Origin of the sequence: Comamonas sp. NLF-1-9 (assembly GCF_019195435.1) — a bacterium.
In the GTDB taxonomy this organism is placed as follows: Bacteria; Pseudomonadota; Gammaproteobacteria; order Burkholderiales; family Burkholderiaceae_C; genus Comamonas_C.
Genome location: NZ_CP078069.1, coordinates 1,107,870 through 1,124,432, shown reverse-complemented (window position 1 = coordinate 1,124,432; position 16,563 = coordinate 1,107,870). Strand labels below are relative to the sequence as shown.

Sequence of the window (16,563 nt, the reverse complement as noted above, 5' to 3'; positions counted from 1 at the left end):
TTGAGGATAAAAAGTGCCGTTTGCCCATGCTGGACATGCGCTGACAGCTATGCTTTTGCTGGTCTGCGCGCTGCCGCTCGCCTGGGCGCAGCTGCTTGCGGTGCCGCCGCTGACGGGCCGGGTGATAGACCAGACGAATACCTTGTCCGCATCCGAGCTCGAAGATCTCTCCGGCCGGCTGGAGGCGCTGGAAAACGCCCACGGCGCCCAGGCGGTGCTCCTGCTGGTGCCGAGCACCGCCCCCGAGGACATTGCCGCCTACGCCAACCGGGTGGCGAACACCTGGAAGCTCGGGCGCCGCGAGGTGGGCGACGGCCTGCTGCTCATCGTCGCCAAGGACGACAGGCGCATGCGCATCGAAGTGGCCAAGGCGCTGGAGGGCAGCGTTCCCGACATCGCGGCCAAGCGCATCATCGACGATGTCTTGACGCCGGCCTTTCGCCAGGGCCGGTTTGCCCAGGGCCTGGGCGACGCCGTCGAGCGCATTTCGGCGCTGATCGCCGGTGAGCCGGCCCTGGCCAAACCAGGCCAGGACGGCGCCCAGGCCCAGGACGACGACCTTGCGACGGCGCTGGGCCTGGCGGCGGTGGTGCTGGCGCTGCTGTACTTCCTGTTCGGCCTGCGGCTGGCGGCAATCTGGGGCGTGGGCGCTGCGGGACTGCTGCTCGTGAGCGGCGCGCCCAGCGGCGAGAACGTGGACCTGCTGATCGGCTGGAGCGCCATGCTGTTTTTGCTGACCATGATGTGGACCGTGCTGCGCGCGACGCGGCGCGGGTCGCATTCGGCAGGCGGCGCGGGCGGGTTTGAGGGCGATCGCATCCGCTGGACCGGCGGCGCGGACTCGGGCTGGGGCAGCGGCTCGGACAGCGGCTTCAGCTCGGGCGGCGGCGGTGATTTTGGCGGCGGTGGCGCCAGCGGAAGCTGGTGATGCGCGAAGGCAGGACGAGCATGTGGACCTTGTTGCGGCGCTGGCTGCGCCACGTCTGGATGAACGCCCGCGGCGCGCGGCAGGCGCTGCCCGCAGCCGTGCTCGAGCGCTTGCGCCAGAAGGTGGCCGCGAGCGAGGCGCGGCACACCGGCCAGCTGCGCGTGTGCGTCGAAGCGGCGCTGCCCGGTGCCGACCTGTGGCGCCATCTTTTGCACCGCCGCGCGCTGGCGCAGGTGGTGCGCGGGCGCGCGCTCACGGTGTTCTCGCTGCTGCGCGTCTGGGACACCGAGCGCAACAACGGCGTGCTGATCTACCTGCTGCTGGCCGAACGCGCGATCGAGATCGTCGCCGACCGCGCTCTGGCGCGCGTGGTGCCACAAGCGCAATGGGATGCGATGCTCGCGCGCCTGGCCACGGCCTTGCAGGCGGGCCAGGTCGAGGACGGCCTGGGCGCCGCGCTCGCCGAGGTCTCAGCGCTGCTCGAACAGCACTTTCCGCGCTCCGGGCCTGGGCCGGCGGGCGTGGACAACGAGTTGCCCGACGAGCCGGCCTTGCTCTGAGTCAACAGCCATCCAGCCCTGGGTGCGCTCGTTATCTTGCCTCGCGCGCCGTGTCTCGCTCCTGGCAGCGTCAGGCCGCCTCGGACTGCGCAGCGATGCGCCGGGCGAGCTGCAGGCGCTCTTCATGGCGGTCGAGCCCCGTGATGAAGCGCTCGGGAATGCCTTGCAGGCCGACCATGGCGCCGACCAGCGCGCCGGTCAGCATCGCGCGGGCCTGGTTCTGCCCGCCGCCGTTGACCGCATGCAGCACCGCGCTTTCAAAATCGTCGGCAAAGCGCGCGGCCAGGTGGTAGACCGCCGGGAACTGGTGGTAGACCGCGCAAGGCATGCCATAGACCTGCGAGACCTTCCAGGCCGGCTCGATGCGCACGCCCGCATCCAGCGCCGCGCCGGCGATGTAGCCCATGCCTATGAGCGCGTCGGGCGAGGGGAATTGCCCCGCCTGGCGCGGGCGCTCCGGGCCGTCGGGCACGCCGGCGCCGTCCGGGCGGGTGACGCTGTGAAACGGCAGCTTGCCGTCGCGCACCAGCACCATCAGCCGCTCGCTGATCTGGCCGTCCAGGCGCGCGCCCTGCACCAGTTGCCCCAGCGCCAGCGCGTATGCGGTGGTCATGGCGGCGACGCAGGCGTCCTGCTGCGTGAGTGCGGTGTTGCTGCTCACGTCGCGCGCCAGGGCCAGCGGGTCGCGGGCATTGCGCACCGCGATGGCGAGCACGCGCTCGGCCGCTTCCGTGGTGTCCGCCCAGCCGGCCACCTGGCCCCAGGGTTTGCCCAGAGCCACGCGCAGGCGCCAGGTCTCGCGCATCGACTGGCTGGTGTAGCCGCCCGGCCCGTGCTTGGGCGTGCCGTCGATCAGCGGGAAGAAGTCGCGGTCCAGGCGCTGGCAGAAGTCGGCCTCGTCGTAGCGGCCGCAGTCCGCCAGCGAGCGCATGGTCAGCTCCAGCAGCAGCCCGGCCTGCGAGGATTCGCCCGCCTTCAGTCCGTCGTGGTAGTGCCCGGGCCTGGGCGTGGTGTAGTCGCTGATCCAGTCTCCGTAGGCGGCGCGCAGCGCATCGAGGTCGTAATACCAGTGCGGCCCCACCGCCAGCGCCTCGCCGACGAGCGCGCCCATCAATGCGCCGCTGGCGCGCTCCTGCCATTGGGTTTGTGCCATGTCTTCACTCCTTGCTCAGGCAAGGGTACTGCGCGCGTGTGCCGCCTGCAGCCGGCGGGCGCGATGGCGGCCTCGGCTCAAGGGTAGACCACGACGCGGTCGCCCACCTTGACCTGTTCGTAGAGCCACTTGGCCGCCTGGTAGTCGCGCATCTGGGTGCAGCCGTGCGAGCCGCTGGCGTAGCCGTTGTCGGCAAAGTCGTCGGAAAAATGGATGGCCACGTTGCCGTCGTAGAAGATGGCGTAGGGCATGGGCGTGCGCTCGCCGAAGATGGCCGAGACCGTGTCGCGGTTCATGTACCAGATGCGAAATTCGCCTTCGGGGCTGTCCCAGCCCGGGCGGGAAAAGCGCGCCTCGCGGGTGAACTTGATCTGACCGTCGACCACGTAGGAGAGCTTCATTTGCGCCTTGGAGATGCACACCACCTTGCCACTGGTGCAGCGCGGATCGAGTTGCTGGTCCGCGTGGCTCTCGGGCGGCGCGTCAAAGAGCTGTTTGTAGCCGGGGTTGCGCGTGAGCGGCAGCAGCCGCGCCCAGGTGCGCTCGTCCATGACCTCGGCGGCGGGCAGGCCCACTCTCAGCCGGAATGCGGCGATGGCGTCGAGCGTGGCGCGGTCGAGCTCGCCGTTGATCGGGCCGCGGTAGCTGCCCGCCTGCTTCAGGCGCGATTGCAGCTCCATGATGAAGGCCGCATGGCGCGGCCCGGTGAACCAGGGGCCGACATCGGTGTTGTTGAGCTCGGCCGCGGTCGGCTCGTGCGACTTCTGGCGCAGCAAGTCCCAGGTAGCCTGGTCGACGACGCCGCTCGGGCGCAGGCCGTGCTCGCGCTGGAATTTTTCCACTGCGGCGCGCGTCTTGCCGTCGAACTTGTCGTGCGCGTCGTAGGTGGCAAGGAATCTGGCGTGGCGCAGGCGTATCTGCAGCTCGCGCACCTCGGGGCCGCTTGATTTGTAGCGCAGCTCGCGCGCCAGCGGTGCGGGCGCGCTGGCGGGGCGCACCACTGCGGCCGCGGGCGGTTCGGTGCCGGCTTGCGCGCCGCAAGGCACGGCGGCGGCGCACGCCAGCAGCGCCAGAGCGCGGAGCAGGCCGGGACACGAGCGGGGGCGTCGCATGAAAAAAGGGGAGGGCCGCGCAGTGCTTTGGTGCGCTTCAGCGCACGCGCTTCCAGAGCGTCACTTCGGACAGCGAATGCTGGAATTTGCGGCGCGTCTCGCGTATCACGAAGGGCAGCTCGCGCGGCGTGCCGACCATCTCGAAGTGCGCGCCCAGCAGCGCCCGCAGCGCATCGAGCGTGCGCCAGCTCTCGCCGTCCTTCTTGAAGCCGCCCAGCCATTTGTCGCGCGGCGTGTGCTCGGCAAGCCAGGTGTAGGGCGAAGCCAGCACGAGCAGGCCGCCCGGGTTCAGGCGCTCGTGCACCATCTGCAGGAAGCGCGCCGGGTCGTAGAGCCGATCGATCAGATTGGCCGCAAGAATCAGGTCGTAGCCGCTGAACCCGGGCTTGAGGTTGCAGGCGTCGCCTTGCCAGAACTGCACGCGCGCGGCACTGTCTGCCAAGCCCATGTCGGCAAGCTTGACCGCCTTGTATTCAAGCAGCTCGCCCTCGTCGGTGACGGTGTAGCGCACCGCGTCGCCGCGCGCCAGCGCCACGCCCTGGTCGATGAAGCGTGCGGAAAAGTCCACGCCCACTACCTGCTCGAAGTGGCGCGCCAGCTCGAACACGCTGCGCCCGACGGCGCAGCCCAGGTCCATGGCGCTGCGCCGCGGGCCTTCGCCCACGGCCGCAATCGCCAGTTCCGCCACGGCCTTGGGGAAGTTGGCCGTATTCCAGTACTTGGCGCCGTAGTGAAACTCCATGTACTGGGTGACGAGCTCGTCGGTCTCGTAGTGCGAGGTTTGCGAGACGATGGGCGCGTCGCTCACCACGTAGCGCAGCCCGGCGTGCTGGAAGAAGTGGCGCCGGAAGGCGTAGCGCGATGCGGGCTCGGCCTCGTTGCCGGTCGACACCCAGGAGCCGCCCTTGATCAGGTTGTGGCGCTCGTCGAAGGTAGGCGTGGTGAAGTCGTCGTAGATCGGGTGGGTCTTGAAGCCCTCGAAGGGGTAGGTGGGTGTCTCGGTCCACTGCCAGACGTTGCCGACCACGTCGCAGAAGGCGCCGTGCGCAAAGCGATCGACCGGGCAGGGCGAGGCCCAATGCTCCAGATAGAGATTGGCATTGGCCGGCGCGCCGTCGTTGAGCTGCCAGTCGCTCGTGGCCAGGATGCGCTGCCATTCGTCTTCCGTCGGCAGGCGCACCGTGAGACCGCTTTCCTGCGACTTCCAGCGGCAGAAGGCGCGCGCCTCCAGGCAGTTGACTTCTACCGGCCAGTTCCAGGGCATGGGCACCTCGCGGGTCAGCAGGCGCAGATGCCAGTGCGCGCCCTTGCGCAGCCAGAAGCTCGGGTGCTCGGCCTTGGCGTAGTCGCGCCAGCGCAGGCCTTCGTCGTCCCAGAAGGCGTCGTTGCCATAGCCGCCGGCCTTGACGAAGTCGAGGAATTCGCCGTTGCTCACCAGCAGGCGGGCGGCCTCAAAGGCGGGGATGTCGGCTTCGTGGTGGCCGTATTCGTTGTCCCAGCCATAGTGCGGGCTGTCAAAAGGCTTGCCCAGGCGCACATGGCCTGCGGGCACTGCGACCAGAGAATTCTGCGGCGCCGGGCCGCTGTCCGGGCAGGCCGGCCAGTCAGGCCGCTCGCGCAGCCATTCAAGGCGCTGCTGGCGGATCAGCACCGAAGAGGTCTCTATGTGGATGCGCTCGTGCTCCACGCCCATGACGATGGCCCACCAGGGGTTGTCCCAGTTCACCGGCAGCGTGAGCGGCGCCTTGTCGATCAGCTCGAGCACCAGGGCGCGCACCCGCTCGCGGTAGGCCCGCACCTGCGCGACGGGCGGCCAGTCGTAGTGCGCGTCGTCCAGATCGTCCCAGCTCATCTCGTCGACACCGACGGCGAAGATCGACTCCAGGTGCGGGTCCAGCCGCTCGTCGATCATGCGCGTGAGCATGAGCTTGTTGACGAAGAAGGTCGCAACGTGTCCGTAGTAGAAGATCAGCGGATGGCGCAGCGTGATCGGGCGCTGGTACCAGGCCTCGTCACGGGCCAGGGTGCGAAACAGCGACTCGGTGGCGTCGAAGGTCTCGACGAAATAGCTGCGCAGCGCCCGGCGAAACGCCTGCGGACCGCCCGCATCCAGCGCCAGCCGCCGCGGCAGGGAAACAGGGCGGGGCGGCGTTTGGAGCACGGCGGAGTCGGTGCGGGTCATGGCGGTGCGCTGGGTCGGTTCGAAGGAGCAAAAAGCGTAACACCAAGCAATTGCCGCAGTGCCAGTCGGCTCTTTGCCGCCGCCGGCCCGCGCTCAGCGCTTCTTGATGCCGAAGGCGCCGAGCATCTGCTCGGTCTGCTTGTTCATCTGCTCCTGCATGTGCTGGAACATGTTGTGCGATTGCTCGATGTAGCTGCCCATGAGGTTTTGCATCATCGGCGACTGCAGGTTCATGAACTGGCTCCACATCTCGGGCGTGACGGTCTTGGCCTGCTCGGCCAGACGGGCCTGCACCTCGGTGAACATCTGCACGTTCTTTTCCAGATAGGCACCCATGAAGCCCTGCATGGCGTGGCCGTAGAAGCGGATGATGTTGGCCAGCACGGCCTCGGTGAACATGGGCGTGCCGCCCGCTTCCTCTTCGAGAATGATCTGCAGCAGGATGGAGCGCGTGAGGTCTTCGCCCGACTTGGCGTCGCGCACCTGTACCTGCACGCCGTCGATCACGAGCTGGCGCACCTCGGCCAGCGTGATGTAGGTGGAGGTGGAGGTGTCGTAGAGGCGCCGGTTGGGGTACTTCTTGATGGTGCGCGGCGCGCCGGCTTGCGGCGTCTGCTGCTCGGTGGTCTTGTCTGGCACTGGCGTCTCCTTCGTGCAGGTGGGCTGCAGCCGGCGCAATGGTGCGCTGCAGCACCAACCGATTCTAGAGCGTCGGGCCGAGTGCCCCGCACCGGCGCCCGCACGAGCGCGACCGGGGCGCGGGGCGTGCTCAGTCCACGCTGCCCATTTGCGATTGCAGGTAGTTTTGCACGCCTACCTTGGCGAGCACCTCGATCTGGGTTTCCAGGAAGTCGATGTGCTCTTCGGTGTCGCGCAGGATGTCGCCCAGCAGATCGCGCGAGGCGTAGTCGCGCACGCTCTCGCAATGGGCCATGCCTTGCTTGACCGTGTCCTGCGCGGCGCGCTCCAGGCGCAGGTCGCACTGCAGGATTTCGGGCACGTCTTCGCCGATCTGCAGCTTGCCCAAGTCTTGCAGATTGGGCAGGCCGTCGAGCATCAGGATGCGGTCCATGAGCCGGTCTGCGTGCTTCATCTCGCCTATCGATTCTTCACGCTCCTTCTTCGCCAGGCGGTCGAACCCCCAGTGCTTGAGCAGCCGGTAGTGCATGAAGTACTGGTTGGTGGCGGTGAGTTCGTTCTTGAGCTGCGCCTGCAGCCAGTGGATGACTTGGGGGTCGCCTTGCATGTGGACTCCTTGCTGTGGGACGGGTGGGCACGCACGATTGTGGGTGCGCCTCGCGGTGATGACAAGCGCGCTGCGCCGCGATGGAAATGGCGGGCGGTGCGCCGCGGAGATTGAGCAAACCAATCATGAAAATTGGCTATATCAAATTGACAAATCGGGCTTCGGCTTTATTCTAGGGTTTGTACTTAGCCCATTTCACAAGGAGTAATGCATGTCTCTCATCAACACCCAGGTTCAGCCCTTCAAGGTCAATGCCTACGTCAATCGCGGTGGCAAGGGCGAGTTCATCGAAGTGACCGATGAAACGCTCAAGGGCAAGTGGTCGGTGCTGATCTTCATGCCGGCGGCTTTCACCTTCAACTGCCCGACCGAGATCGAAGATGCGGCCGAGCACTACGCCGAGTTCCAGAAGGCCGGCGCCGAAGTCTATGCGGTGACCACCGACACGCACTTCTCGCACAAGGTCTGGCACGAAACCTCCGACGCCGTGGGCAAGGCCAAGTTCCCGCTGGTGGGCGACCCCACGCACCAGCTGACCAACGCCTTTGGCGTGCACATTCCTGAAGAAGGCCTGGCGCTGCGCGGCACCTTCGTGATCAACCCCGATGGCGTGATCAAGACCATGGAAGTGCACTCCAACGAAATCGCCCGCGACGTGACCGAGACGCTGCGCAAGCTCAAGGCCGCCCAGTTCACCGCCGCCCACCCCGACCAGGTGTGCCCGGCCAAGTGGAAGGAAGGCGAGAAGACGCTGACGCCCTCGCTGGATCTGGTCGGCAAGATCTGAGCGACACCCGCCGCCTGCCGGACGGATGCAGGGCGCGCGTGCGCCTTGCCGTCCGGCTTTTTCATGCCCCGAACCGCCCCGTGGAGGAGAAGAAACATGTTTGATGACCAACTCAAAACCCAGCTTGCCGCCTATCTGCAGCGCGTGGTGCGGCCGTTCACGCTGGTGGCCTCGCTGGGCGACGACGCGACCTCGGCCGAGATGCGCGAAATGCTGCAAACCATTGCCGGCATGCGCCCCGACATGATCACGCTGCGCGAGGATGGGCAGGACGCGCGCAAGCCCTCGTTCACGCTGGTGCGCGAGGGCGACGAGGGGCGGCTGCGCTTTGCCGGCTTGCCGCTGGGGCATGAATTCACCTCGCTGGTGCTGGCCCTGCTCTGGTCGGGCGGACACCCGCCCAAGCAAGAGGCCGATTTGCTGGAGCAGGTCAGGCAGCTCGAGGGCGAGCTGCACTTCGAGGTCTACATGAGCCTCACCTGCCATAGCTGCCCGGACGTGGTGCAGGCGCTCTCGCTCATGGCCATCTTGAACCCGAAGATAAAGACCACGGTGATCGAGGGCGGCGCCTTCCAGCAGGAAGTGAACGAGCGCGAGATCATGGCCGTGCCCACGGTGTACCTGAACGGCGAGATGTTTTCCGCCGGCCACATGGAGCTGGCGCAGTTCGTTGCCAAACTCGACACCGGCGCGGCCCGGCGCGACGCCGAAAAGCTCTCGGCCAGGGAGGCGTTCGACATGCTCATCGTCGGCGGCGGCCCGGCGGGTGCAGCGGCGGCGGTGTACGCGGCGCGCAAGGGCATACGCACCGGCGTGGTCGCAGAGCGCTTTGGCGGGCAGGTGAACGACACGCTCGATATCGACAACTACATCTCGGTGCCGCACACCGAGGGGCCGCAGTTTTCCGCTGCCCTGCTGCAGCATGTGCGCGAATACGAGGTGGACGTGATGAACCTGCAGCGCGCCAAGGCGCTGCGGCCCGCGGCTACGCCTGGCGGCCTGATCGAGGTGGAGCTGGAAAACGGCGGTGTGCTCAAGGCGAAGTCCGTGGTGCTGTCCACCGGCGCGCGCTGGCGCAACATGGGCGTGCCCGGCGAAGACGAATACCGCACCAAGGGCGTGGCCTACTGCCCGAGCTGCGACGGCCCGCTGTACAAGGGCAAGCGCGTGGCGGTGATTGGCGGCGGCAATTCCGGCATCGAGGCGGCGATCGACCTGGCCGGAGTGGTCGCGCACGTCACGGTGCTGGAGTTCATGCCCGAGCTCAAGGCCGACGCGGTGCTGCAAAAGAAGCTCAAGAGCCTGCCCAATGTGGACGTGATCCTGAACGCCCAGACCACCGAGGTGCTGGGCGAAGGCGGCAAGGTCAACGCCCTGGCCTGGAAGGACCGCATCAGCGGGGTGCAGCAGCGTCTGGAGGTGGAGGGCGTCTTCGTGCAGATCGGCCTGCTGCCCAATACCGACTGGCTCAAGGGCACGGTGGAGCTGTCCCATACCGGCGAGATCATGGTCGATGCGCGCGGCCAGACCAACGTGCCCGGCGTGTTTGCCGCGGGCGACTGCACCACGGTGCCTTTCAAGCAGATCGTGATCGCCGCGGGTGCGGGCGCCACTGCGGCGCTGGCGGCGTTTGACCACCTGATACGCAGCGGCCAGTAGCTGACCGTCGCTGCGCCGGAGGGCGGCCGCTCGCGGGCCGGCCCTTTGGCGTGGACGGGTTTTGGCGCATGATGCGGGGCGTCAACTTGGAATGCGAGACAAAGAGATGCCCGAGCAGCAGGCCGCGTCGCCGGTGGATTTTGAACTTGCGCGCCAGGCCTCTGGCCTGACGCTGGGCGCACTTTTTGCGTTGAGCGTGCGCATGGGCCCTGAGCGCATCGCGCTGCAGCAGGGCGAGCACCAATGGAGCTACGCCGAGCTGGATGCGCGCAGCAACCGCCTGTGCCGCTACTGGATGTCGCGCGGCATAGGGCGGGGCGACCGGGTGGCGGTGCTCGCGCAGAACTGCCTGGAATACGTCGAGGTGCTGGTCGCTGCGGCCAAGCTCGGCGTGATTGCCGCCTGCCAGAACTGGCGCCTGGCCGAGCGCGAGCTGCACCACTGCCTGAGCCTGGTCACGCCCAAACTCATCCATGCCTCGGCGCGCCATGCCGACATTGCCGCACGCTACGCTGAGCTGGCGCCCAGCCTGAGCTTCGGCGCTGAATACGAAGCAGCGCTTGCCGTTCAGAGCGCTGACGCCGTGCCCGACGAATGCGAGCCCGAGGACGGCGTGGTCATCCTCTACACCAGCGGCACCACCGGCATGCCCAAGGGGGCGCTGATCAGCCAGCGCGCCGAGATCGCGCGCGCGCAGAACCAGATGATCGACCTGCCGAGCACGCCCGACGAGCATTTCGTCGCCTGGGCGCCGCTGTTTCACATGGTCTCCACCGACACGGTGTTCATGACGCTGATCCAGGGCGCGAAGGTGATCGTCACCGACGGGTTTGACGCGCCGGAGCTGGCGCGGATCGCGGTGTGCGAGCGCCTGGCGCGCTTCACGCTCATGCCCGGCATGATCGGGCCCTTTCTGGACGCCTTGCGCGCCAGCGGCCAGCCGGTGGCCGGCATGCGCTGGGTCGGCGTGATGGCCGATCTGGTGCCGCGTGAGCAGATTGCCGAGGTCACGCGCCTCGTGGGCGCGCCCTATCTGAACACCTTTGGCTCGACCGAGACCGGGCTGCCGCCGGCCACGCGCCACACCATCGCGGTCGGCCATGTGCCCGCCAGCCTGAACAAGATCCAGAGCAGCTTTTGCCGCATCAAGCTGGTGGATGCCGACGACCGCGAGGTGGCCGACGGCGAGCCGGGCGAGCTGGCGATGCGCGGCCCCACGCTGTTTTCCGGCTACTGGAACAACCCCGAGGCCAATGCCGAGGACTTTCGCGGCGGCTGGTTTCACATGGGCGACGTGTTCGTGCGCAACCCGGACGGCACGCTGTCCTTCGTGGATCGGCGCAAATACCTGATCAAGTCCGGCGGCGAGAACATCTACCCCGCCGAGATCGAGCGCGTGCTGCTGACCGAGCCGCGCGTGGCCGACGCGGTGGTGGTGCGCCGCCCCGACGCCCAATGGGGCGAGGTGCCCGTCGCCTACGTGGTGCGCAAGGACGCCTCGCTCACCGCACAGGCGCTGACCGAGCTGTGCCGCGCGCAGATCGCCGGCTACAAGGTGCCCAGGGAAGTGCACTTCGTGCAGGACGATTTCCTGCCGCGCAGCACCACGGGCAAGATCATGCGCCATGAGCTGGAGCGCCAGATGCGCTCCGGCGTCGTGCCGGACTAAAGCCCGCCTTGTGAGCAGAGTGTCCGAATTGCAGACAAATGTCTTGATTGTGAACACGACATCGTCTGATTGAGAGACATTGCAAGCCAAGAACCCGGCGTTTTCCGGGCAGCCTGGGCCTGGCACGGCTCGTGCATTGGCATCTGCCATCCCATACAGGAGGCTCTCTCATGCAACGTCGTACCCTGGTCGCCCTGGCCGCACTTGCCACCGCCGTCGGTTTGCCGGCATTCAGCCAATCCAAGGACATCCGCATAGCCCACGTCTACAGCAAGACCGGCCCGCTGGAGGCCTATGGCAAGCAGACGCAAACCGGGCTGATGATGGGGCTGAACTACGCCACGCAGGGCAGCATGAGCATAGACGGGCGCAAGATCGTGGTCATCGAGAAGGACGACCAGGGCAAGCCCGACCTGGGCAAGAGCCTGCTGGCCGCGGCCTATGCCGACGACAAGGTGGATCTGGCCGTGGGCCCGACGAGCTCGGGCGTGGCCCTGGCCATGCTGCCGGTGGCCGAGGAATACAAGAAGATCCTGCTGGTCGAGCCCGCCGTGGCCGATGCCATCACCGGCGACAAGTGGAACAAGTACATCTTCCGCACGGGGCGCAACTCCAGCCAGGACGCGATCAGCAACGCGGTGGCGATGGACAAGGACGGCGTCTCCGTGGCCACGCTGGCGCAGGACTACGCCTTCGGGCGCGACGGCGTCAAAGCCTTCAAGGACGCGCTCAAGCACGCAAAAATCGTGCATGAGGAATACCTGCCGCAGACCACCACCGACTTCACCGCCGGCATCCAGCGCCTGGTGGACGTGCTCAAGGACAAGCCTGGACGCAAGGCCATCGAGGTCATCTGGGCCGGCGGCACGCCGCCCTTCAACGCCCTGGCCGCGCAAGACCTGAAGAAGCGCTACGGCATCGAGGTGTTCACCGGCGGCAACATCCTGCCGGCCATGGCCGCCTACAAGAACTTCCCGGGCATGGAGGGCGCAACCTACTACTACTTCGGCATCCCGAAGAACCCGGTGAACGACGCCATGGTCGCGATGCACTACAAGGAGTTCAAGAGCCCGCCGGACTTCTTCACCGCCGGCGGTTTCTCGGCCGCCATGGCCATAGTCACCGCGCTGAAGAAGACCGGCGGCGACACCGCTACCAACAAGCTCATCAAGACCATGGAAGGCATGAGCTTCGAGACGCCCAAGGGCACGATGACCTTCCGGCGCGAAGACCACCAGGCCATGCAGAGCATGTACCACTTCCGCATCAAGGACGACCCGGCCTTCGCCTGGGGCGTGCCCGAGCTGGTGCGCGAGATCAAGCCCGAGGAAATGCAGATTCCGATCCGCAACAAGCGCTGATGCTGCTGCTCCCTCCCCCTCCGGGGGAGGGCCGTGGTAGGGGCAGCCGCGCCTGTGTATCCCACCACGTCACCGCGCCGACCGGCCGAACGTCCCCAGCCCAACCTTCCCCCAGCGGGGGAAGGAGCCAACTGTCCTGCTGCCTTTCATGCTTGAAACCCGCGACCTGACGATACGCTTTGGCGGCCATGTGGCCGTCGATGCGGTGTCCTGCCGTTTTGCGCCGGGCACGCTCACGGCCATCGTCGGGCCCAATGGCGCGGGCAAGACCACCTACTTCAATCTGATCTCTGGCCAGCTCAAGGCCAGCAGCGGCAGCGTGCACCTGAACGGGCGCGATCTGAGCGCGCTGGCCCCGTCGGAGCGCGCGCGTGCGGGCCTGGGCAGGGCGTTTCAGCTGACCAACCTGTTTCCCAATCTGCCGGTGCTGGAGAACGTGCGCCTGGCGGTGCAGGCCATGCAGCGCGGGCCGCACCGCCGCGGCCTGAACCTGTGGAGCATCTGGAGCGACCACGGCGCGCTGACCCGCCGGGCCGGGGAGATTCTGCGCAGCGTGGCGCTCTGGGAGCGGCGCGACGATGCCGCCGCGAGCCTGCCGCACGGCGACCAGCGCAAGCTGGAAGTGGCGCTCTTGATGGCGCTGCAGCCGCAGGTCTACATGTTTGACGAGCCCACGGCCGGCATGAGCCACGACGAAGCGCCGGTGATCCTGAACCTGATCCGCGCGCTGAAAAAGGACAAGAGCAAGACCATTTTGCTCGTTGAGCACAAGATGGACGTGGTGCGCGAGCTGGCCGATCGCATCATCGTGCTGACCAATGGCCAGCTCGTGGCCGACGGCGCGCCGGCCGAGGTGATTGCCTCGCCCGTGGTGCAGCAGGCTTACCTGGGCGTGGGCGCCGAGGAGGAGGCTGCATGAGCGCAGATTTTGACTCCTTCCCCCTTTGGGGGAAGGCAGGGATGGGGGCCGCCGCCGCGTCCACGGTCCCGCTGGCCCCCGCCCCGGCCCTCCCCCAGCGGGGGAGGGAGGAGCAGCCATGAGCGACGTGCTGCTGGAACTCTCGGGCGTGCACACCCACATCGGCGCCTACCACATCCTGCACGGCGTGGACCTGGTGGTGCCGCGCGGGCAAGTCACGCTGCTGCTCGGGCGTAATGGCGCGGGCAAGACGACGACACTGCGCACCATCATGGGCTTGTGGCGTGCCTCGCAAGGCAGCATACGGCTGGGCGGCGAGGACATCACCCGGCTCGATACCCCGCGCATCGCGCAGCGCAACATTGCCTACGTGCCCGAGAACATGGGCATCTTTGCCGACCTCACGGTCAAGGAGAACCTGCTGCTGGCCGCGCGCGGGGCGGCGAACGCCACGCAAATGGATGGCGAGCGCCTGCAGTGGATCTTCGGCATGTTCCCGGCGGTGCAAAAGTTCTGGAACCAGGCGGCGGGCAAGCTCTCGGGCGGGCAAAAGCAGATGGTGGCCGTGGCGCGCGCCATCGTCGAGCCGCGCGATCTGCTCATCGTCGACGAGCCGAGCAAAGGCCTGGCGCCGGCCATCATCAACAACATGATTGCCGCCTTCGAGCAGCTCAAGCAGGGTGGCGTGAGCATTTTGCTGGTGGAGCAGAACATCCGCTTCGCCCGCAAGCTCGGCGATGGCGTGGCGGTCATGGACAACGGCCGCGTGGTGCACGCCGGACCCATGGCGCAACTGGCGCAGGACGAGGCGCTGCAGCGCTCGCTGCTGGGGCTGTCCTTATGAATTGCAAGCAAAATCGGGCTCCAGCCCTTGTGCAGCAAGCGCTGACAGCTATCACATCAGGAGCAGCCGCATGAAGACCGGCGAGCTCGACTGGAAGCCGCTTGCGCTGGTGCCGCTGCTGGCGCTCGTGGGGCTGCCGCTGATCGGTTCGCCCTCGACCTGGCTCACGCTCACCGTGGCGGGGCTGGCCATGGGCATGATCGTCTTCATCATCGCCTCCGGCCTGACGCTGATCTTCGGCCTGATGGACGTGCTCAATTTCGGCCACGGCGTGTTCATCGCACTCGGGGCCTTCGTTGCCAGCAGCGTGCTCGGGCTGATGGGCGACTGGACCGGCTCGGGCGAGCTGTGGCGCAACCTGCTGGCGGTGCTGCCCGCGATGGTCGTGGCCATGCTGGTGGCGGGGGCCGTGGGCATCGCCTTCGAGCGCTTTCTGGTGCGCCCGGTCTATGGCGACCATCTCAAGCAGATATTGATCACCATGGGCGGCATGATCATCGGCGAAGAGCTGATCAAGGTCGTCTGGGGGCCGCAGCAGATTCCGCTGCCGCTGCCCATGGGCATGCGCGGCTCGCTGCTCATCGGCGATGCGGCGATCGAAAAGTATCGGCTGGTCGCGGTGGTGGTCGGCCTCATCGTCTTTGCCGCGCTGCTCTGGGTGCTCTCGCGCACCAAGGTGGGCCTGCTGATACGCGCCGGCGTGCAGGACGGCGAGATGGTCGAGGCGCTGGGTTACCGCATTCGCCGCCTGTTCGTCGGCGTGTTCGTCGCGGGCAGCGCGCTCGCCGGCCTGGGCGGCGTGATGTGGGGGCTGTACCAGCAGAGCGTGGTGCCGCAGATGGGCAACGAGGTGACGATATTGATCTTCATCGTGCTCATCATCGGCGGTCTGGGCAGTACCGGCGGGGCGCTGATCGGGGCGCTGCTGGTGGGCCTGATGGCCAACTACACCGGCTTTCTGCTGCCGAAGGTGGCGCTGTTTTCCAACATCGCGCTGATGGTCGCCATCTTGCTGTGGCGCCCGCGCGGCGTCTATCCGCTGACCGAGCGCTGAGCAAGGGGCAGGGCCATGTTGCAACGCATCTTCTCGGGCGACCTTCCGCGCAGCCGCGTGCTGGCGGTGATTCTGCTGGCGGTGTTTGTCGGGCTGCTGCTTGCGCCCTTCGTGTTCCCCGGCGTGAAGGCGCTCAACGTAGCGGCCAAGGTGCTGGTGTTTGCCGTGCTGGTGGCAAGTTTTGACCTGCTGCTGGGCTACACCGGCATCGTGAGCTTTGCCCACACCATGTTCTTCGGCATCGGCGCCTACGGTATCGCGATCGCGACGACGCGCCTGGGGCCGACCTGGGGCGCGCTGGCGCTGGGCACGCTGGCGGCGCTGGCGGTGTCGCTGGTGCTGTCGCTGCTGATAGGGCTGTTTTCGCTGCGCGTGCGGGCGATCTTCTTCGCGATGATCACGCTGGCGGTGGCGGCGGCCTTCCAGACGCTGGCCTCGCAGCTGTCGGATTTCACCGGCGGCGAGGACGGCCTGAGCTTCAAGATCCCCGAGCTGCTCTCCCCGAGCTTTGAGCCGTTCGAGAACCCCTTCCTCGGCGTGGACATCGACGGAAAGATCTTCTGCTACTACCTGCTCTTCGTCTGCGCGCTGGTGTTGATGCTGGCCATGCTGCGCGTGGTGAATTCACCCTTCGGGCGCGTGCTGCAGGCCATCCGCGAGAACGAATTTCGCGCCGAGGCGATCGGCTACCGCGTGGTGGTCTATCGCACGCTCTCGAGCGTGATCTCGGCGCTGTTCGCGACGCTCGCGGGCTGCATGCTGGCGCTGTGGCTGCGCTACAACGGGCCGGAAACCTCGCTGTCCTTCGAGATCATGATGGACGTGCTGCTCATCGTCGTGATCGGCGGCATGGGCACGATCTACGGCGCGGCCATCGGCGCGGTGCTCTTCATGGTCGCGCAAAGCTATCTGCAAGACCTGCTGCGCCTGGCGAGCGAGGCGGTGAGCGCGCTGCCCTGGCTCTCCGCGCTGCTCTCGCCCGACCGCTGGCTGCTCTGGCTGGGGCTGCTCTTCGTGCTCTCGGTTTATTACTTTCCCACCGGCGTGGTGGGGCGGCTGCGCGCTGCGCGCCTGCCTTGATCGTGTGCT

General features: G+C 67.1%; 15 protein-coding genes. 10 read left to right on the top strand and 5 right to left on the bottom strand.

The genetic code is table 11. From position 1 onward, the window contains the following. Positions 1-13: 13 nt before the first annotated feature. Positions 14-928: a YgcG family protein gene (locus KUD94_RS05430; RefSeq protein ID WP_255569107.1), complete on the top strand. Its 915-nt coding sequence runs from the start codon at positions 14-16 to the stop codon at positions 926-928. Between the two features lie 20 nt (positions 929-948). Beyond that, on the top strand, positions 949-1,488 hold the full coding sequence (locus tag KUD94_RS05425; protein ID WP_255569105.1) for a TPM domain-containing protein: 540 nt from the start codon (positions 949-951) through the stop codon (positions 1,486-1,488). Positions 1,489-1,558: 70 nt separating this feature from the next. Here the strand turns inward: KUD94_RS05425 and KUD94_RS05420 are convergent, their stop codons facing one another. The 5 genes from KUD94_RS05420 to bfr form a co-directional block, all read right to left on the bottom strand. Next, on the bottom strand, positions 1,559-2,641 hold the full coding sequence (locus KUD94_RS05420; RefSeq protein ID WP_255569103.1) for an ADP-ribosylglycohydrolase family protein: 1,083 nt from the start codon (positions 2,639-2,641) through the stop codon (positions 1,559-1,561). Between the two features lie 77 nt (positions 2,642-2,718). Further along, on the bottom strand, positions 2,719-3,753 hold the full coding sequence (locus KUD94_RS05415) for a peptidoglycan-binding protein (protein WP_218238776.1): 1,035 nt from the start codon (positions 3,751-3,753) through the stop codon (positions 2,719-2,721). Between the two features lie 37 nt (positions 3,754-3,790). Then, the gene (gene ovoA, locus KUD94_RS05410) at positions 3,791-5,935 is read right to left on the bottom strand and encodes a 5-histidylcysteine sulfoxide synthase (RefSeq protein WP_218238775.1); all 2,145 of its coding nucleotides are present in this window, start codon (positions 5,933-5,935) and stop codon (positions 3,791-3,793) included. Positions 5,936-6,028: 93 nt separating this feature from the next. Further along, the gene (phaR, locus tag KUD94_RS05405) at positions 6,029-6,574 is read right to left on the bottom strand and encodes a polyhydroxyalkanoate synthesis repressor PhaR (RefSeq protein WP_218238774.1); all 546 of its coding nucleotides are present in this window, start codon (positions 6,572-6,574) and stop codon (positions 6,029-6,031) included. Between the two features lie 130 nt (positions 6,575-6,704). Beyond that, the gene (bfr, locus tag KUD94_RS05400; RefSeq protein ID WP_218238773.1) at positions 6,705-7,181 is read right to left on the bottom strand and encodes a bacterioferritin; all 477 of its coding nucleotides are present in this window, start codon (positions 7,179-7,181) and stop codon (positions 6,705-6,707) included. Positions 7,182-7,392: 211 nt separating this feature from the next. Here bfr and ahpC point away from each other — a divergent pair, with 211 nt between their 5' ends. The 8 genes from ahpC to KUD94_RS05360 all read left to right on the top strand — a co-directional run bounded on the left by ahpC (position 7,393) and on the right by KUD94_RS05360 (position 16,554). Continuing rightward, positions 7,393-7,968, top strand: coding sequence for an alkyl hydroperoxide reductase subunit C (gene ahpC / locus KUD94_RS05395; RefSeq protein WP_146913709.1), 576 nt, complete (start codon positions 7,393-7,395; stop codon positions 7,966-7,968). 96 nt (positions 7,969-8,064) lie between these two features. Further along, complete coding sequence (gene ahpF / locus KUD94_RS05390) at positions 8,065-9,627, top strand: alkyl hydroperoxide reductase subunit F (protein WP_218238772.1); 1,563 nt, start codon at positions 8,065-8,067, stop codon at positions 9,625-9,627. Positions 9,628-9,718: 91 nt separating this feature from the next. Then, positions 9,719-11,296, top strand: coding sequence for a class I adenylate-forming enzyme family protein (locus KUD94_RS05385; RefSeq protein WP_255569098.1), 1,578 nt, complete (start codon positions 9,719-9,721; stop codon positions 11,294-11,296). Between the two features lie 170 nt (positions 11,297-11,466). Beyond that, positions 11,467-12,657: a substrate-binding domain-containing protein gene (locus tag KUD94_RS05380; RefSeq protein ID WP_218238771.1), complete on the top strand. Its 1,191-nt coding sequence runs from the start codon at positions 11,467-11,469 to the stop codon at positions 12,655-12,657. Positions 12,658-12,805: 148 nt separating this feature from the next. Further along, complete coding sequence (locus KUD94_RS05375) at positions 12,806-13,576, top strand: ABC transporter ATP-binding protein (RefSeq protein ID WP_218238770.1); 771 nt, start codon at positions 12,806-12,808, stop codon at positions 13,574-13,576. Between the two features lie 118 nt (positions 13,577-13,694). Next, entirely contained in the window at positions 13,695-14,420 is a 726-nt protein-coding gene (locus KUD94_RS05370; protein ID WP_218238769.1) for an ABC transporter ATP-binding protein, read from the top strand. Between the two features lie 70 nt (positions 14,421-14,490). Beyond that, a complete protein-coding gene (locus tag KUD94_RS05365) occupies positions 14,491-15,474 on the top strand; it encodes a branched-chain amino acid ABC transporter permease (RefSeq protein ID WP_218238768.1) in 984 nt (327 codons plus the stop codon). Between the two features lie 15 nt (positions 15,475-15,489). Next, positions 15,490-16,554 carry a branched-chain amino acid ABC transporter permease gene (locus tag KUD94_RS05360; protein ID WP_218238767.1) on the top strand — a complete coding sequence of 355 codons (1,065 nt, stop codon included), beginning with the start codon at positions 15,490-15,492 and terminating at the stop codon, positions 16,552-16,554. The last annotated feature ends 9 nt before the right edge of the window (positions 16,555-16,563 follow it).